Genomic DNA, 16,375 nt, shown 5'->3' with positions numbered 1-16,375 from the left:
GGCCCTTTCAGGACTGGAGGCGGGTGGCGAGCTTGGCGGTGACCTTCTCGGCGATCTGCTCGGCGAGGGTCGGGGACGCGGCGAGCTTGTCGGCGATGGCCGAGACCTGCTCGGGGGTAAGGGCTACGGGCTGCGGGGTGCCGATCTTCGCCAGGATCTGGCTAGCCTTCGCGGCTGCATCGCCGGCTGAGGCCGCCGCGGTGCGGAGGTCGCCGTAGGCATCGCGGTCTGCTCCGTCACCCCGGTACTGCCAGCCCATGAACGGGACGGTCGCCTTGTGGAGCTCGGCAAGCTGCTTGGCCTGAGTGGCATCCATGTCGTCCTCCTCGGACGTTGCGAACGCGGGCCAGCTGCCCGGGTCTTGGTGGTCGTTTTCGGGGACGTGGGCGTGGGCGTACCAGCCGCCCTGGTTGGCCCAGACGCTCTCGGAGCGGCGGGCTGTGAAGTCGGTGGGGCGGCCCATCGGCCAGGTGTCCGGGACTCCCCAAGAGCGGACCCAGGCGAGAAGCTGCTGCCAGCCCTTGCAGGGCGTATCGACGAGCCGCGCGTATGTCGTGCCGTTGACGCGGCAGTAGGGGAAGAAGAGCGTCTCCACCTGGATCACGATGCTGCCGGCCCGGTTCGTGCGTGTCCCGCCGGCGCTGTCGGCCAGGCTCTTGGAGCGGGAGTCGGCGGGCAGGAACTGGGTGATGCGGCCGGTGAACGGGTCCCACAGGATGTGGGGTGCGGCCTTCTTGCCCGTGGGGTTGCGGCCGAACCAGTCGACGAGCCGCTCGTAGGGCACGAGGTCGATGGGCTTGGCGGCGGTGCCGTTGTCGTCCCACGTGATGTGGGCGATGGCCTTGGGCTTCCCGCCGTCGGTGGGCGCGTGGTCACCCACGTCGAGGCGGGTGGCGCCGGGCATCCAGAGCTCAGGCATGAGGCCTCCTAGGTGATGGCGACGTTGGCCCAACGGGTCTTGGTGTCGCGGACGCCGAAGGCGGGGTACATGCCGCCCCGGTAGGTCGAGTTGGTGACGGTGACCGAGTTGGTCGGGGCGATATTGGTCCGGGTCACGATGATCTGCGTGGCCGTGAGCTGGATCCGCAGATGCTGCGTGGTGCCGGTCGTGATCGCGGCGGTCGCCACCGTGCCGATGCTCGTGGGTACGCCGGCCGTGACGCGGTAGACGTCGATCGTCCCGGACTGCCGGACGAGGATGTTGTAGCCGTTGCAGGCGGTGTCGGTGCCCTGGTCGTCGAAGGGGAGGTCACCGACGCCGAGGTACACCTGCAGGGATGCCGAGCTGTAGTCCGTGGTGTCGATGACGTAGTCGAAGTCCATGGTGAAGTTGCTGGCGAGCGGCCCGAGGTAGAAGTGGCCCACCGCGCCGAAGCCGCTGTTCGTGTTGATCTCGGGAATCACGGTGCCGGAGGCGTCGAGCCCCCACCAGTTGGGCGAGCCGATGGTGAAGGCGCCGCGGTAGTCGACCAGGTCGGGGATCGCGGGCATACCGTGATGGAAGGTGCCAGCCGCAAAGAGGTCGGAGGCGCGGAGTGCGGAGGTGCCGCGCACGTACCAGGGGTCGTCGGAGATGACGGCCCACACGGATCCGCCGCCCGCCAGGGCGGCGTAGGTGGTGCGCCGGTTCACGGTGTAGACCATGACGCGCAGGCCGGCCGCAGCAGCCGCGTTGATGGTGGCGTTCGTGGCGGAGGACGCATCGACGCCGAGGTAGCCGGTGCCGGCCGCGAGGAGCCCAGCGTAGGTCTGCCCGGACAGGACCCCGTCCGCGTCGAGGAGCACGGTGGGGATGCCAGCGGCCCGTGCAGCGACGAGCTCCCCCTCGGTCCACGCCATGATGCAGACGGACTGCTCCATCTCCTGGCGGAGGATCTCGGCGACCGCCGACGCGCCGGAGCCGGTGTTGTTGCAGTGCACGATGATCGGGATCCGGTTGCCGACCTCGGCGAGCACGTCGGCGAAGAGCGGGATCCGCAGGTCGGAGGGCCACGTGTTTGCGAACCAGGTGCCGGCGTCGATCCGGCCGCGGAGTGCCGCGGGGACGGTGAGCGCGGTGGCCTGCGTGCCCGTCAAGTTGGTGGTGCGGTCGACGGTCGTGTCATGCATGACAAAAAGTCCGCCGCCGACGACCTTGTAGACGTCGATCTCGATAGCGTCGGCGCCCAGCTCGCACGACATGCGCATCGCTTCGATGGAGTTCTCGGGGGCGAGGAGAGCGCCGCCGCGGTGCGCGATCCACCGGGGCCCGGTCAGGTCTTCGAGGGCATCCCAGGGCGCGATGGTGCCTGCGGTGAGCCTGCCCCAGGAGACGCTGCTGCCCGAGCCGCGGACGAGGGTGTCGCCGGCCTGGCCGCCCGCCGGGTAGGCGACGTAGGACGCCGACAGGTCCGGGAGCTGGGACTGCGGGACATCTCCGGATCCGTCGAGCTCAGCGACACCGCCGGGTGCGCCGACCGCGGAGGCGAGGACGCCGTAAGTCTCCACCTGCAGGCGGGCGATGCGGTCCGTCTCCGTGGGCAGGACTGCCCAGCGGGTACCGCCCGCCGAGTCCCACCACAGGGTCGCCGTGACATCGTCCGGGCCCTGGAATGCGAGCCTGCCGAGGCTGTCGGTGACAACGTTGCCGCCGGTCGGGGCGCCGGCGAGGGTGAGGATGTCGGTGATCTGGGAGCCGCCGGCTTTCGCCGTCCACACGGTGCCAGACCGGGCGACCTGGATGTCGCCGTCGGAGTCGGTGACGACGGATCCGCCGTCGGAGCCGTACTGATAGCGCATGACGGTTCCTTAGGCGAGGGGGATGCGGACGCCGTTGAGGCTGATGAAACCCGTGTCGGCCCCCACGTAGGTGAGGTCCCGGCTGGTGGCGACGTACAGGCGGCCGGTGGTGACGGCCAGCCACTGCGAGGCGATCGGAAAGTCCCCGCTGAGGGGCACGCCAAGGCTGGACGGGATGGTGCCGACGAGCGCATTGCCGATGATGTTGGTGGCCGGGGTGGACCGCTGGATGCCGCCCTTGAGGACGATGAAGTTTCCGCCGTCGAGAGCGGCTTGCGGGGTGGTGCCGTAGGTGGTGCAGGAGGCGGGGAGGGTGATGTCTGTCCATGCCAGCGCCGACCAGAGGGTCTTCCAGGCGGCCGCGGTGCGGACGGTGACGGATCCGGGGGTGTCCAGCCAGGCGATCATGCCTGCCACGGGGCTGGTGATGGCGGCATCGCGGGCGGCAGCGTCGGCGAAGCGCATGTTGGTCCGGGTGCTGGCCCAGACGGCGAGAGCTTCCAGGTCTGCGGGGACGTCGTCGGCGTCGGTGCCGGCCGGGTAGGGGGCCGCGCCAATCGGGGTGGTGGGCACGGGGCCTCCTAGGCAGTGGTGAAGCGGTCGATGACGACGTAGCCGCCGCGGACAGGGACGACGAAGACGATGTCGTCGACGAGCCGGTCGGTGTAGGCCTCAAGGCAGGCGGCGGTCAGGGAGGCCCCGGCGACGACGATGTCGACGGTGCCGTCCACGTTGACTGCGGAGACGACAGCGGAGCCGGGTGTGGGCCGTGAGGCCAGCGGCATGATCGCGTCGATCAGGGACATCAGCTACTCCCGTCATCGGCCTTCGTGGACCGGGTCTCGCAGGACATGGGGCCGCTCGACGACAGCGAGATCTTGTCGAGGATGTGGAGCTCGGGCTGGTCGGCGCTGGCGAGGACGACGTCGCCCGGCTCAAGAGCCGCATTGGGTACGGCCGTGAAGGACATGCCCTTCGACAGGCCAAGGCTGTTGGCCAGCAGGGATCGTGCCGCAGTGTCGGCCTGGCCCACGGTGCCCAGCAGCGGGGAGGAGTAGTGCCGTACCCGCCTGCCGAAGGGCCCGCCGACGCGGGTCGGAGACGTGGCTCCCAGGTCCTGCACGATCACCGGGCCGATCGGCGCACTCCCATTGCTGGCGTCCCCGACCGCGACGACCACGTTGTAGACGCGGTCCACGGAGGTCGAGGCGGCGGCGGTGACGAGCACGCCGCCGGCGCCGGAATCGACGGTCCACACCACCGGGTCCGACAGGGTTGGGACGTCGGAGATGACGTAGCGGCCTCTTCCGTCGGCCCACACCTCGACGCCGAGGGAGCGGGCGAGGCTGGCGTCGCCGCCGTCGATGGCGCCCCACCGGTCTTTCTCCCACGTGGTGCGGGCGACCGGGGCGTCCCGCGCGGTGCGGCGCACTACCACCGCGTCGGGGACCGACTCCAGCAGCAGGCTCTCGATCAGGTCGAGGGCCGACGAATTCGATGCCGTGCGGGGTGTCAGGAAGGCGTCGTCGATGATGACTCTCTCGCGTCCGTAGCCCTGGATGGCGATGCCGCCGTCCGGCCGCTGGGTGTCGTCCGCGTCGATGCGGAAGTAGCCCTGCGGGATGAGCTCCTGGGAACCGTCGAGGTAGTCGAGGCCGACGTCGAGCTGCAGGTAGCCGCCCAGCGTGGTGACGCCGGTCAGCCCGCGCGGGGTTTCGGGGGCGAGGGTGACCTGGCAGGTGCGGCGTACCTGGGCGGTACGGTCCGAGGTGACCGACCAGGAAAGCAGGCGTGCCTCGAAGGGGGCGGCCTGCGGCGGGTAGACGGTGGCGCGGGCCGCCGGGCGGGCGGCCCCCCGCAGAGCCGGGTCCCAGCGTGCGGAGACAGCCCACATGCTTACCCCCCGGTCGTTACCTCGTGATAGGTCTGGCCGGTCGCGATGCGGTCCGCGTAGGTCGGCCAGGTGGTCCCGCTGTCGTCGTAGGAGCGGCCCGGGATCCGCAGCGGCGAATCCACCGTGGTGGGGCGGTCGACCGCGGTGACCGTCACCGTCCACGTCCGGTGCGGGTCGGACGCGATCCCCGGCATCACCTCGGTGATCTGACCGGGAACCCAGTAGGTGTCCGCCCGGCCGTACTCTGCGCGCGTCTGCGCCAGCAACGTAGTGCCCGAGGTGAGCAGCGCCAGGAGCGTGGTCCGCTCATCGAGGGTGTCGGTCTCGATCGTGACGGTCGACGTGGGCAGCGACCAGGCATCGACCCGCATCACCGGAGACGACGCCCCCAGGACATCGAAGCGCTGCTGACGCTCCCCGTACTGCAGCTCGGGCCAGGCCATGACCTTGACCAGCATCGACAGAGCCGGATCGGTCAGGGACTTGAGCCAGACATCAAGGACAGGTGTGGGCTCGGGCAGGGTGACCGCCGCGCCATCGGAGCGCGCCCCGACCGTGCCGTCCCAGCCGATCGGATAGGCGTACCAGGCGGACGCCACACCCAGCGGCGCCTCATGGTCGTAGGCCACAGCCACGCCGCCGGGCGCCCACGCCGGATCCCCACCGCGCACCCGCACAGGCTCCGCGGCGCCCGGGTCCTGGCGGACGAAGCGGACCTGGGCAATGTCGTCCGGGTCGAGCGGAGCAGGATAGACGGAGGCCGATGCGTTCGCAGCCCCCTCCCACGCACAGCCAGCCAGCGACCCGTCGACGTAGTTGCTGGGGGCTGTCACGTCGATCTCGGCCTGCGCCGAGTCCGCCGACCAGATGGTGCCAGCGCCGGTGGCGATGATGCCGACGCCGCACCGGTCGACGGTCTGCCCGACGGCCACGGTGTAGCTGCGGGTCACGCGTACCCAGCTACCGGCCGCGGGCGGGGTGAAGGACTGGAGGCTGAGCGTGGTCCCTCCGTTGCGGAAGATCACATAGACGTCAGAGAGGCCGCTGCCCGGGACCTTCACCCAGGCACTGAAGTGGATCGTCTCGCCAGCTGCGACTGTGTCGATGAGCCACAGCGTGCCGCCAGACGCGGCGCCCGTGCTGGTGCACTCGACGCGGCCAGCACTGTGGACGCCGCCCGCCGCCTGCCAGACACGGGTCACCGACCCCACCGACACCGTGTTCGTCAAGCCCACGGTCAGGGCCGGGTTGAGCACCCGGTTCCTGATCGCAGGGGGAACGTTCACGTCATAGGTGAGGAAGACCCCCGCCCATGGGTCATCCCGGCGGGCGGTGAGGAGTCCATCCGGGGAGGTGACCTCGACAGGTGGTGTCGGCGGCGGGATGTCCGGATCGATGATGATCGGCATTAGCTTCTCCTCCCGGCTGCGCCCTGCATGGACAGGCCCCTGTCATAGGCAGAGACCTGCGAGTCGGCGACACCCTGGACATAGGCCTGGAGGGTGGGACCGTCCTGGACGACGAGGGTGACGTGACCGCCGGTCTGCAGGCCGGCAGGTCGTGCCGCAGCCCGGGTCAGCGCGCTAGCCTGCGCCGTGGTGAAGACCGGCTCCGGCCGCCCCGTCCCGTTGTAGGCGAGGTTCATCCCAGGCTGCAGAAAGCCACCTGAGTCGAACGTCCCGAGAGCAGGAGCGAAGCCGTACCGATCGGTGAACAGCGAGTCGTTGTAGCCGCGGGCTCGGGAGCCGACGGTGACTCCGTCGCCGCCCCTGCTCTCGACGTTCATGCCGGCCAGGGTTCCAGCCGTGTGACCGACCCCCGCGTTCGTTATGCCGATCATGAACGGGGAGCGCAAATTGCGGCGCCAGCCAGCCGGAGCCGTGTCCCCCTGGAAGGAGAACGTCGACCACAGCCGCCCGAGCGGGGACTGACCCAGGATGACCTTTTCGATGCCGGACATGAAGCCTGAGCAGTCCCAGGATGGATTGCCTGCGCCTCCCCACTGGTACGGCTTGCCATCCTGCGACTTAGCGAAGCCCATTGCCGCGGCCACCGACCCGCTGGCGGTTCCGCCACCGATCAGCGACTCGGCCGCCGTGACGACCTTGTCCTTGAGGCCCACGAGCATCCTCAGGGGGAGCTGACTCAAAGCCTGGGCCCATTGGTTCCCGGTGAGGTTCTCTCCGATCTTGTTCCGCAGGCCCTTCGTGGCGGCTTCCCAAGCCTTGCCGGGGTTCGACATGAAGTCGAAGGCCGTCATCACGGCCCCGCCGATCTGCTGGGCCTTGCCGGACAACCAGTCGACGACGCCACCCTCAGCGAAGCGCGGAATGCCGACCGCGCCGCCGGCCGCGAACGTGGATCCACTCTGGAGCGCCCGCTGCCGCAGGGATTCGACCACTGAGTGCCCGCCTGCGGACTTCACTTCGCGGGCGGTCCACACGTGCTCACCGTTGGACAGCAGCGCCGGAATGGAGTCCGACGTGCCGGTACCAGCACCGAAGACCGACCCACCCGTCGCGAACTTGACCTTCTCGAGCTGACCAAGCCCCGCGATCTTCGCAACGGCGTTCCAGACGGGCACGATGCCGCCGTTGTACACGGTCTCGACGATGAACTTGACCGGCTTGCGGGTGATCTCGACCAGCTGGTCCCAGGCCGTTTTGATGCCGTCCTTGGCCCAGACGAACGCGTCCTTGACTAGACCGGCCGCCTTCTGGATCTGGTCAAAGTGGGGCTTGATGCCCTTCTCGTAGAGCCAGCCAGCTTTCTCCGCGATCGATTCAAAGATCGGCTTGACGTAGGAGTTCCAGAACTCTCGGAAGCGTTCGCCCACTCCACGAGTGCCGGACTTCAGCGCCTCCCAGGCGGGGCTGATCTTCTCGCGCCACAGCCAGACGGCTGCGTCGGCGATCCAGCCGAAGACCGGCCGAAGCGCGTTCTCCCACAGCCACATCGCAGCCTGGGCGATGCCCTCGAACGCAGGCTTGAAGGTTGACTCCCAGAGCCACATCGCGATCGCGCCGAGGATCTTGAACCAAAGAATCAGGGGGACGATCACGGCTACCGCGACGATCGCCCAGAGAGTCCGAGCGGCCAGCCAGATGGCCTCGAAAGCTGGCTTGATGGCGTTTTCCCACAGCCACATGGCTGCCGTGCCGAGGAGCTTCAGCGCCGTCCAGATGCCTGCAAATGCGGGCTTGATGCCGTTCTCCCAGAGCCAGACCGCTCCGTCACGAATGGCCTTCCAGACGACGGCGATGAAGTTCCGGAACCAGTCGAACTTGGTGTACAGGAGGACGACAAGGCCGACGATAGCGATGATCGCGAGGGCGACCCAGCCCCAGGGGCCAGCAAAGAAGGCCGTGTTGAAGGCCCAGGTAGCAGTCGTGGCGAGCCACATGGCGCCCTGCCACACAAGCAGCGACACCGTCCAAAGCCGCGTGGCGATGTAGATTCCGTAGATCAGCTGGATGGCGATCGGGAAGTTCGTTGCGATCCACGACACCCCTTGGAACAGCGCGCCGAGCACCGCCAGAAGCGGACCTGAGATCGGCTCCAAAGACTTGGCGACGTCGAAGAAGCCTCCGGCTATCTTCCCGATCGTCTCGGCGACGACAGGCCCCATAGAGGCCGAGTAGGACAGGAATCTCTCGAAGGCCGGAGAGCCCTTCAGCTGCGTGCCCCACCTGGCGAAACGGCCAGTGATGGTCTGCATCCGCTCGGAAATCGAGTCCATGTGCGGCAGGAAGCCCTGAATGACGCCGGCCATGCCCTTGAAGATGCGGCCAAAGGAGATGCCCAGGCCAGTGATGGCTGGCTCAACTGACCCAGCGAAGTCCTTCTTGAACTCCAGCCACCACGGCGACTTGAAGCCGGCGGAGATGCGGTCCTGCAGGCCCGTCACAGCCTTCGCCGCGGCGAGGACGATCGGCGCGAGGCCCGGAAGGCTGTTCTTGATGCCCTCGAGCGCCCGGGTGAAGATCGGCATCACAGCGGGCTGCAGCGACTCGGACCAGGCCTTGAATGCGGTCTTGAGAGACTGGAAAGCGTTGAACGTGCCACGTGCGCTGGGAGACAGCTTGTCCAGGGCCGCCTGATACTTCGCCTGCGCGAGGGCAGCCTGATTTACGCCCCCGGCCGCCGAGGCGGACGCGGAGGCAATCTGACGCTGGGCGGATGCGATTGAGTCGGCGGCCTGGGCGGACACGCGGGCGACGTTCTGCTGCGCTTTGGCGACGCCCGCCTGTGCGTCCTCTACGCCGCGTGCGCGGTCCGCGACAGTCTCCTGGGATTTGGCCAGGCGGTCTTGCGCCTGCTTGACCACCTGGGTTCCCTCGACGCCCGTCTTGGCGGCCGTTGCCTGCTCCTCGGCGAGCCGCTTCGTCTCGACGGTCTGCTGCTTCAGGCGCTGAGTCGCCTGCTCAACCGCGAGGGCCGCACGCTGCTTCTCCAGAAGGGTGGCCTTGGGGTCCGCCTCGACTTCGCGGCGGCGCTCCTGGGCCTCGGCCAAAGACAGCTCGGCGTCCCGGACGGACAACTGGGCGTCCGCGTAGCGGCTCGACAGGTCTTCGAGCTGCTGTGCCGCGTCCTTCCTCGCCTGCACGAGGTCTTGCTGCGCCTGGGTCGACTCCTTCTGAGCGTCGGCGAGCTGCCTCTCGGCGTCCACTACGCCGCGGGCGGCCTGCTGTACCTGGTCCCGCGCCGAGGCGATCTGGGCTGCCGCGTTGCGCTGGGCGGATGCGAGAGCTTGCTGGGCGCCCGCCATTTGCAGAGCCCGTGATGCAGCCTGAGCGCCGGCCTGAGATCCCTGGCTTGTGGCCGCGGTAGAGGCCTCCTGCGCAGCCTTCTGAGCCTGCAGGGCGCCGGCGATACCGATGAAAGCGGGCACTGCCACCGCGGCGAGAGCTCCGACGCCAACGCTTGCGACCACCGCGGCCGACCCGACCGCCCCGATGCCGGCGGCCAGGACCGGGATCGCGGGTAGTACGGCCAGGCCGCCGATGGCCACCGTCAGTTGGAGAATGGCGGACAGCGCGCCGGAGGTGTCCACGTCGATGCGTACACGCCGGCCGTCGACCGCCTCGATTGCGGCGTGTACGAGGGCAAGCTGCGCACGGGCGGCGGCTGTGTCCGCGCGGACCTGCACGTTGGGATGCTGGGCGCCAAGGCGTGTGAGCTCCGCCTCGATCAGTCGGATCTCCGCGCGGGCGGCAGCCGCGTCGATGTCGATGCCGATCCGCTGTCCGGCGAGGGTCTCCATGCGGGCACGAAGGGCCTGCATGTCGGAGTCGGCCTGCGTGGTGTCCGCGCCGACCTGCAGCTGCGGCAGGCTTCGAAATGCGGCCTCCAGGTGGACGCGCAGGCTGCGGGAGAACGCTCCGCCAGTCTCCTGACCCTGCCTGGCCGCGGACGCGCGGGCCTCGCGGCCGCCCTGCGTTACTCCATCCCGCAGAGAGCCGCGGATCTCCGCAGTGATGCGGGCGGCAATCTGGCTGCCGATCTGCTGGCCGATCGAGACTCCGACGGCCCCGATTTCCTGCTGCATTGCGGGGCCGAAGGAGCGTCCAGCGGCAGTACCGGCGTCCTCTCCGGCTCGGGTGGCCGCCGGCACGAGGCCGGCGCGGAGGCGGCTATAGATCCCCTGCGTGTTGGGGATGACGTCGACCTCGACTGAACCCACGGTGATCGCCACGGGAGCCCCCTCCCGCGCGTCAGGCCGCGCCGCCGTTGATGAGTTCGAAAAGCTTGTTGGCGCTGGTCTCGGTCAGGGTGACCTTCGGCTTCCTGGTCTTCGCCCCAGGCCGCGGGATCGGCTCAGGCGGTGAGGGCCTGGCACGCTTCGACTCCGTGTTGGCGCAGATCAGCACGTACTCGACACGCCGAAGAGCGTCTATGGCCGAGGCGAGCAGAAGCTCAGACTGCGACCAGCGGCCCTTCTCCGGCTCACCCTTCTCGGCCTGCTCGTCGAGTTCTTCCTCCGGCATTGCGTTCCGCAAGGCTGTCAGCGTGCCCGATTCCGGTGGCAGGCCCTGGATCAGGACGCGCAGCCGGCGGACCGTCATCTCCCCGCGGTAGTAGGCGTCGATCTGGTCGGCGTCCCGCGGGTAGTAGTGCGCAAGATCGGCTTCTAGCGCTTCCGCGTGCGCCTCTGCGACCGACTGGGTCCACTGGACTTTCCCACCGGCTCACCGGAGGCGGCACCGGAGTCGTCCAGGAACCTGCCGAGCTCGTCGTTGGTGGGGTCGAGGTCGAGGTACAGCTCGTAGGACTCGGAGCTGAGGACATCGGCGAAGAAGTCGTCCATCTCGTTCGCCTTGAGCAGTCGCATGCTGCTCTGCCTCCAGGCCCCGGACGGGATGATCTCCAGAGTCTTTCCGCAGAGATCGGCGGTGACGTAGTGGCCGGCGGCCTCAATCTCCTGGGCCTCGGCGGGGGTGGCGTCGCTCTCGGTCATGGCGCGGTCCTTTCAGGCGGGCGCGGTCACGGTGGTGGTGAAGACGGGCAGGCCGGGACCGCGCCAGGTATCGGCCTGCCCGCCGCTGTGGGGGTCAGGACCCGATGTAGGCGGGCGTGACCGGAACCATGTCGGCGTGGTAGACGGTGTTGCCGGCGGCGTCCGGGTAGGCGGTGATCGTCCACTCAAAGCCAGCCATCTGGTCCTGCTTGTGGGTGACGTCGCTGCGGTCGCTGATCTCGCCCTCGGGGATATAGAAGCCGCGCGAGGTGTCGCCGTCGAAGATCGCGAACCAGAAGGCCCGACGGTCCGGGGACGGCGAGGCCGTCTCCGCGAAGCTGGTGAGGCTGCCGACCGGAGAGAGCTCCGCGACGGGGATGCGGTACTGCAGCGACTGCACCGTGGTGCGACTGGTCTCCCACGCCGTGAGCTTGAACGTGCGCAGGCTCTTGGTGATCTGAGTGCGGATCGGCGAGGTCAGGCCCCACGGCGTGAACTCCTGAGAGTCCTCGTCGAAGCCCTGCACGAGGCCGTCGTCGGAGATGCAGCCGAGCGGCTTCCAGGCGGCAGCCGGCTGGGTCAGCGGGGTGGCGGGAGCTGCGGTGCCGACGTCCGCGACCCAGCCGCCGCCGTTGGCGCCGATCTGAGTCAGGTCCGCGGCGCGGGTGATGTTGACCATGAGGTGGGTCTCCTACATGCGAAGACCCCGCCAACGGACGGGGTCGGGACAGGGCCGGCGCGGTCCTGGACCGGTCAGGAGACCGGGTGACTGTAGATCTCGTAGGTGGCCCCGACGCGGCGGAGCCCGGTGTTCTCGTAGGGGCGGATGCCTGGGGCGGTCAGGGTTCTCACCCGGCCGACGACAGCGCCGCCAGTGGTGGAGCCAGGCAGGGTGCCGAGCAGCAGGCCGCGAATCTGCGTGGCCCGCACGACGGCTTCACCGCGGGTTGCGGCGTACACATCGACGTCGACAAGGGCCCGGTCCAGCCGGAACCCATCGTCGTCACCAGCCGCGATCCGCTCGACCTGAACCGTCGGCAGCTCGGCGAGCAGGTCGTTGTCGAGCTCGTCGCGGACAACAACGCCACCGCCGAGCTGCGCCTGGAGCCACTGAATGACGAGCAGCTCAACGTCCACTGAGCCGACGGCCGCCATCAGTCGCCTCCGGCCTGGGCGGCCCGCAGCAGCACGTGGTGGGCGTGGACCCTCTCGGTTCCCCACTCCACCCAACGAGCCCAGTAGACCGAGTTCCCAACCACGCCGACCGGACGTTTCTTGCGCGACCGGCCGATCGCCTTGCGCTCCACCTTGGCGTACCAGGAACGCTTGTACTGGCCGGGGTGTGGGTCGCCGGGACCGCCGACGGGCGAGGTGCCCTCGGCGACGCTCTTGATGAGTTCCGCGCGCCGCAGCATCTCTGCCGCGATCTCAGGCGAGTTCAGCAGCTGCCCAACGCCGCGGTTGGACATCTTGAATCGGGCGGCCATAGCCTCACCTCCTCAACTTGGGGGTGGCATGGAAGTCAAGGGCGTGCTGGGCAGCGTCAGCTTCGATGGTGAGTGGATCACCATCACGAAGACTCCGATCGGATCGCGGCCAGCGCCGACGAGGATCCGAGCAGCCGACGTAGTCGCGACGCGATACAAGCCGGGGCGCCGCCTCTTCTACGGGTACGTCCAGTTCGTTCTTCCCGATAGCGGGCCCCGTGAGGAAATGCCGCTGGGCTCGCTCGTTGGTGGTCGACCGCCCTACGAAGACCCGTACAGCCTGTCGATCCCCCACAAAAGCAATGACGCCGCACAGAAGCTGATGACCTCCGTCGAGCAGGCCCGACCTAGCCGGTAACCCTGTCGGCGGCGAACTGCAGAACGCCGGGCAGTCCTGTGAAGGGGCTGACGCCCCAGTCGCCGGGGTGGCCAGTGATCTCGCAGACCTCGCCTCGGATGCGGACCTGGTCCGTGGTGACGATGTCGGTGCCGTGCGGGGCGTACACCGTCCAGCCGACGATGACGGTATCCCTGGCTTGCTGCTGGTCCCCGCCGACCTGCGGCGTCTCAGCGCGGGGTGTGACGACGCAACCCGCGAAAGGCGTCTCGGTCAGGGTGCCGGGGAGCGGCTGCCCGCGTGGGTCCCGGCCTGGGGAGGTGCCGCGGCGAAGTCGGACCACCGTCTCGCCGTAGGGGTACGGGGCGGGCACTACACCCAACCCCAGCCCGGCTCATACTCCAGCCCGGGACCGTAGGAATCGTCAACCGGCCAGGTCGGCGACGGAGTCGCAGTCACTGGCGTCGGATCCACGGTGAATGCGCCGCCGCGGCCAGCCAGCGACTTCAAGGCGGCCTTGTCGGCCTTGGTGAGATACAGGCCGCCACTGCCCGTCGGACGCTGGACAGACATCGGGCCGATCGTCTCGTATGACACCTGCTGAGGATTGACGTAGGCGCGGGCCGCAACGGACAGGACAACCGCAGTGGCCTCGTCCGGCAGCGGCTTGACGACCGACTGCGCCAGCGCAACAGCCTGCTCGATCAGCAGGTCAGCTCGGTCGCCAGCGATCTCCTCCAGTCCCAGGTAGAGGGCCAGCTGTTCGGCGGTAGGAGGGACGAACGCCATCGGATCCTCCTAAGCCAGAGCTTCCACGGCGTCGCACCAAGTAGCCAGGTCGGGAGTCGGGTCCAGCTCGGCAGAGCGAGCCTTTGCCCGCTTCGCGACGAGCCCGTACTCGGTCTTGCTGGTCAGGAGTTTGCGGATGGCCATCTCGTAGCCGTCGGCATCGTGTAGGTCGATGAAAACGCCAGCCTCACCCAGCGACTCGCACAGCCCCGGCGTGGGGTGGGCGATGACCGGGATGCCGCTGGCCATGGCCTCGACGCCGGCTCGGCCCCAGGATTCGTAGGACGACGGCATGAGCAGGATCTTGGTCCGGCTGTAGACGGCGTCCCTCATCTCGTGGCCGCACATGTGGTCGATGACCTCGACATTCGGCAGGTCAGGGACGATCTGCTCCCCGTAGGCGCCGACGACCGCCAGGAACTCAACGTCAGGCATACGTCGGGCGAGCTTCTCGAAGAGCGCCCCGCCCTTCTCCAGGTTGAGGTTGACCAACGTCACCTTGGAGCCGGGCTTCGTCCGGTACTCAGCGGCGAAGACTGGCGGTCGGACGATGACGTCCCGCGCCGGCCGGATGCCCTTGGGATACTCGGCGAAGAACAGCTCGGCCTCGCGCTTCATCCACTGGCTGTTGTAGACGGCCAGCTCGCAGCCCCCGGCCATCTCGCGGAAGGACTGGCGGTGGGTGTTGTGGCAGATGACCGCCAGCGGCTTGCCGTAGCCGCGGGCCAGCGCTCCGGCCGATGGGACGTTCTCCAGGTGGGAGACGACGACGTCGGCCCTGCGGATGGCGGACGCAGCGTCCAGGCGGGACTGAAGAGGCACCACCTGGACGCCGTCGAGGTCGTAGTCGGCCTTGTCGTCGGTGTAGCGGGACAGCCACACCGACACGTCGTGACCTCGCTCGACGAGCGCGCGGAGCTGGGAGTGGACCATCCACTCCGCTCCGGCGTTGTGGCGCGGCGGGTAGCCGTGCAGCCGGGCGACGATCCGCATCGGCGCCCGGCCACCCTCCACGCCCGGCATCAGGAGGAGCCGCCGGCCGCCAGGTACTTGACGAAGGCCTCGACGTCGCCGAGAACGAAGCCGTAGTAGGCCTCCGCCAGCAGGAGAACGAGGTTCTCCTGGAAGGCGGAGTGCACGCCGCCTTCCTCGTCGATGTACGTCGCCTCGCGGGAGATCTTGACGGTGATGTCCATGCCGACGCCGTAGGCCGTCTGGGACCAGTCGCCACCGATGCCGCGCAGGCCCGTGTCGATGGTGCCCGTCTGACGGCGGAGCTTGCCGGAGACGGAGCGGGAGTAGGCGACCGGCTCGCCGATCAGAGTCCCAGCCAGCGCCGCGCCCGTGCCCGGGACCGTGGTGTCGACGAAGATCGGTCGGCCCGTGGTGTCAGTCGCACCGAGGAGCTTGGGCTTCATCCGGTGATCCAGGAGGGTACCGGTGTAGTCCCAGTCGTCATCGACGGTGTCGTTCATGCCCTTGACGATGTCGCCGTAGATACCGCCGTTGGCCTGGCTGGTGCCCCCGATGGTGACGCTCTTCGAGGTTTCCGCCAGGTAGTCGGGGAACGGGCCGGTCGCACCCTTCATGGTCTTGCCGTGGATCGCGGCCCGGTCGAACGCCCGGGAGAACGCGGTAGGGAGGTCGTTCTGCAGCTGCGTCCACAGGCCGGCGGCATTGGACTGCACGACCTCCATCGCGACCGGGATGAGGACGGCGATCTTCTTGCCGCTCATGGTCTTGATGTCGACGCCGCCGGTACCAAGCGGCTTCCGTCCGGCCTGGTCAACCCAGTCGGCGGTCGGGACGTCCAGCGGAACCGGGATGGCGGTTGTCGCGGACATCGACAGGGGAATGCGTCGCGAGAGCGCCATGACGGCGCTCTGCTCGACCGACTTCTCGAAGATCGGGCCGGTCAGGGTGGGCGGGAGGAACGTCGCATTGACGTCGCTCAGCTTGATGGGTGCGGTCGCAACCATGGAGGGCTACCTCTCTCAGTGGCCCTTCAGGGCCTGCTGCATGAGTCCGGCGAAGACTTCGCCGGGGTCGGAGGGGGTTCTGTTGCCGTTGCCCGAGGAGCCCTGGGTGCGGTCCGGGGCGGGGCGGCGTGGGCCGCCCTCGTCGGGACGGGCCCAGTGGGGCTTGCGCTTGAGGAGTTCCGCGAGGGCGTCCTTGATGGCGTCCGTGTCGATGGCGCCGTCCTCGTCCACGTAGGCGGTGAGGTCCAGCGAGCCGACTGCGTCCTCCGGGTCAGCGAAGTCGCGGGCCAGGGCCTCGACCTTGGAGGCGACCGCGGCACGGATAGCCTTCTCGGCCCGCTCCCGCTGAGTGGCGAGCTGGTCGGTGAGCTGCTCGGCCTCGGTCTTCTGGGCGTCTTCGAGTTCCTTTGCCTTCGCGGCGAGTGGCTCGAGGAGCTTCAGACGGTCACGGAGGCTTTTGGCTTCGCTGTTGGCCTTCCGGATCTTGGCTTCGGCGCGCGCCCGGTCGAAGGGCTCCTCTTCGGCGCCCGCAGCCTCCAGGGCGATGTCGGGCTCCTGCGGGTCCTCGACGGACTGCTCGGTCTCCTCGTTTTCGGGCATGGTGAAACGGCCCTCCAGGGGCTGAGAGAAGGCCACCTCCAGGGCGGCCATGGG

At 68.7% G+C, this 16,375-nt stretch carries 18 protein-coding genes; 1 reads left to right on the top strand and 17 read right to left on the bottom strand.

All coding sequences use genetic code 11. The features are described 5' to 3' along the window. Positions 1-7 precede the first annotated feature (7 nt). The 12 genes from OG276_RS26360 to OG276_RS26305 form a co-directional block, all read right to left on the bottom strand. A complete protein-coding gene (locus tag OG276_RS26360; protein ID WP_266909178.1) occupies positions 8-919 on the bottom strand; it encodes a hypothetical protein in 912 nt (303 codons plus the stop codon). Between the two features lie 8 nt (positions 920-927). Further along, entirely contained in the window at positions 928-2,778 is a 1,851-nt protein-coding gene (locus OG276_RS26355) for a glycerophosphodiester phosphodiesterase family protein (protein ID WP_266909177.1), read from the bottom strand. Positions 2,779-2,787: 9 nt separating this feature from the next. Then, positions 2,788-3,351, bottom strand: a complete 564-nt coding sequence (locus OG276_RS26350) for a hypothetical protein (protein WP_266909176.1) — start codon at positions 3,349-3,351, stop codon at positions 2,788-2,790. A gap of 8 nt (positions 3,352-3,359) precedes the next feature. Further along, entirely contained in the window at positions 3,360-3,584 is a 225-nt protein-coding gene (locus OG276_RS26345; protein WP_266909175.1) for a hypothetical protein, read from the bottom strand. After that, positions 3,584-4,672, bottom strand: coding sequence for a DUF5047 domain-containing protein (locus OG276_RS26340; RefSeq protein WP_266909174.1), 1,089 nt, complete (start codon positions 4,670-4,672; stop codon positions 3,584-3,586). Before OG276_RS26340 ends, OG276_RS26345 begins: the two co-directional genes overlap by 1 nt. Positions 4,673-4,674: 2 nt before the next feature. Continuing rightward, complete coding sequence (locus OG276_RS26335) at positions 4,675-6,081, bottom strand: hypothetical protein (RefSeq protein WP_266909173.1); 1,407 nt, start codon at positions 6,079-6,081, stop codon at positions 4,675-4,677. Beyond that, positions 6,081-10,367, bottom strand: a complete 4,287-nt coding sequence (locus tag OG276_RS26330) for a hypothetical protein (protein WP_266909172.1) — start codon at positions 10,365-10,367, stop codon at positions 6,081-6,083. Before OG276_RS26330 ends, OG276_RS26335 begins: the two co-directional genes overlap by 1 nt. Positions 10,368-10,386: 19 nt before the next feature. Then, positions 10,387-10,737: a hypothetical protein gene (locus OG276_RS26325; protein ID WP_266909171.1), complete on the bottom strand. Its 351-nt coding sequence runs from the start codon at positions 10,735-10,737 to the stop codon at positions 10,387-10,389. A 65-nt stretch (positions 10,738-10,802) separates the two neighbouring features. Continuing rightward, on the bottom strand, positions 10,803-11,129 hold the full coding sequence (locus OG276_RS26320) for a hypothetical protein (protein ID WP_266909170.1): 327 nt from the start codon (positions 11,127-11,129) through the stop codon (positions 10,803-10,805). Positions 11,130-11,223: 94 nt separating this feature from the next. After that, positions 11,224-11,808 (bottom strand): phage tail protein, encoded by a 585-nt coding sequence (locus OG276_RS26315; protein ID WP_266909169.1) that lies wholly within the window; start codon positions 11,806-11,808, stop codon positions 11,224-11,226. Positions 11,809-11,882: 74 nt separating this feature from the next. After that, on the bottom strand, positions 11,883-12,284 hold the full coding sequence (locus OG276_RS26310; RefSeq protein ID WP_266909168.1) for a hypothetical protein: 402 nt from the start codon (positions 12,282-12,284) through the stop codon (positions 11,883-11,885). Beyond that, positions 12,284-12,616, bottom strand: coding sequence for an HK97 gp10 family phage protein (locus OG276_RS26305; RefSeq protein WP_266909167.1), 333 nt, complete (start codon positions 12,614-12,616; stop codon positions 12,284-12,286). Before OG276_RS26305 ends, OG276_RS26310 begins: the two co-directional genes overlap by 1 nt. 28 nt (positions 12,617-12,644) lie before the next feature. Here OG276_RS26305 and OG276_RS26300 point away from each other — a divergent pair, with 28 nt between their 5' ends. Then, positions 12,645-12,974, top strand: a complete 330-nt coding sequence (locus OG276_RS26300; RefSeq protein ID WP_266909166.1) for a DUF4429 domain-containing protein — start codon at positions 12,645-12,647, stop codon at positions 12,972-12,974. On the opposite strand, the gene OG276_RS26295 is transcribed toward OG276_RS26300, so the two are convergent. From OG276_RS26295 to OG276_RS26275, 5 genes are read right to left on the bottom strand one after another with little or no spacing between them, the layout of a single operon-like run. Further along, on the bottom strand, positions 12,964-13,326 hold the full coding sequence (locus OG276_RS26295) for a hypothetical protein (protein WP_266909165.1): 363 nt from the start codon (positions 13,324-13,326) through the stop codon (positions 12,964-12,966). The two genes, OG276_RS26300 and OG276_RS26295, sit on opposite strands and share 11 nt — an antisense overlap. Continuing rightward, on the bottom strand, positions 13,326-13,742 hold the full coding sequence (locus tag OG276_RS26290; RefSeq protein WP_266909164.1) for a hypothetical protein: 417 nt from the start codon (positions 13,740-13,742) through the stop codon (positions 13,326-13,328). Before OG276_RS26290 ends, OG276_RS26295 begins: the two co-directional genes overlap by 1 nt. 9 nt (positions 13,743-13,751) lie before the next feature. After that, on the bottom strand, positions 13,752-14,735 hold the full coding sequence (locus tag OG276_RS26285; RefSeq protein ID WP_266909163.1) for a glycosyltransferase family 4 protein: 984 nt from the start codon (positions 14,733-14,735) through the stop codon (positions 13,752-13,754). A 29-nt stretch (positions 14,736-14,764) separates the two neighbouring features. Then, positions 14,765-15,721 (bottom strand): phage major capsid protein, encoded by a 957-nt coding sequence (locus OG276_RS26280; protein ID WP_266909162.1) that lies wholly within the window; start codon positions 15,719-15,721, stop codon positions 14,765-14,767. A gap of 15 nt (positions 15,722-15,736) precedes the next feature. After that, positions 15,737-16,372 carry a hypothetical protein gene (locus tag OG276_RS26275; protein WP_266909161.1) on the bottom strand — a complete coding sequence of 212 codons (636 nt, stop codon included), beginning with the start codon at positions 16,370-16,372 and terminating at the stop codon, positions 15,737-15,739. Positions 16,373-16,375 lie beyond the last annotated feature (3 nt).

It is taken from the genome of Streptomyces sp. NBC_00086, from assembly GCF_026343255.1.
Taxonomy (GTDB): domain Bacteria; phylum Actinomycetota; class Actinomycetes; order Streptomycetales; family Streptomycetaceae; genus Streptomyces.
The sequence above is the reverse complement of the archived record's forward strand: the minus strand, read 5'-3'. Positions and strand labels throughout refer to the sequence as shown.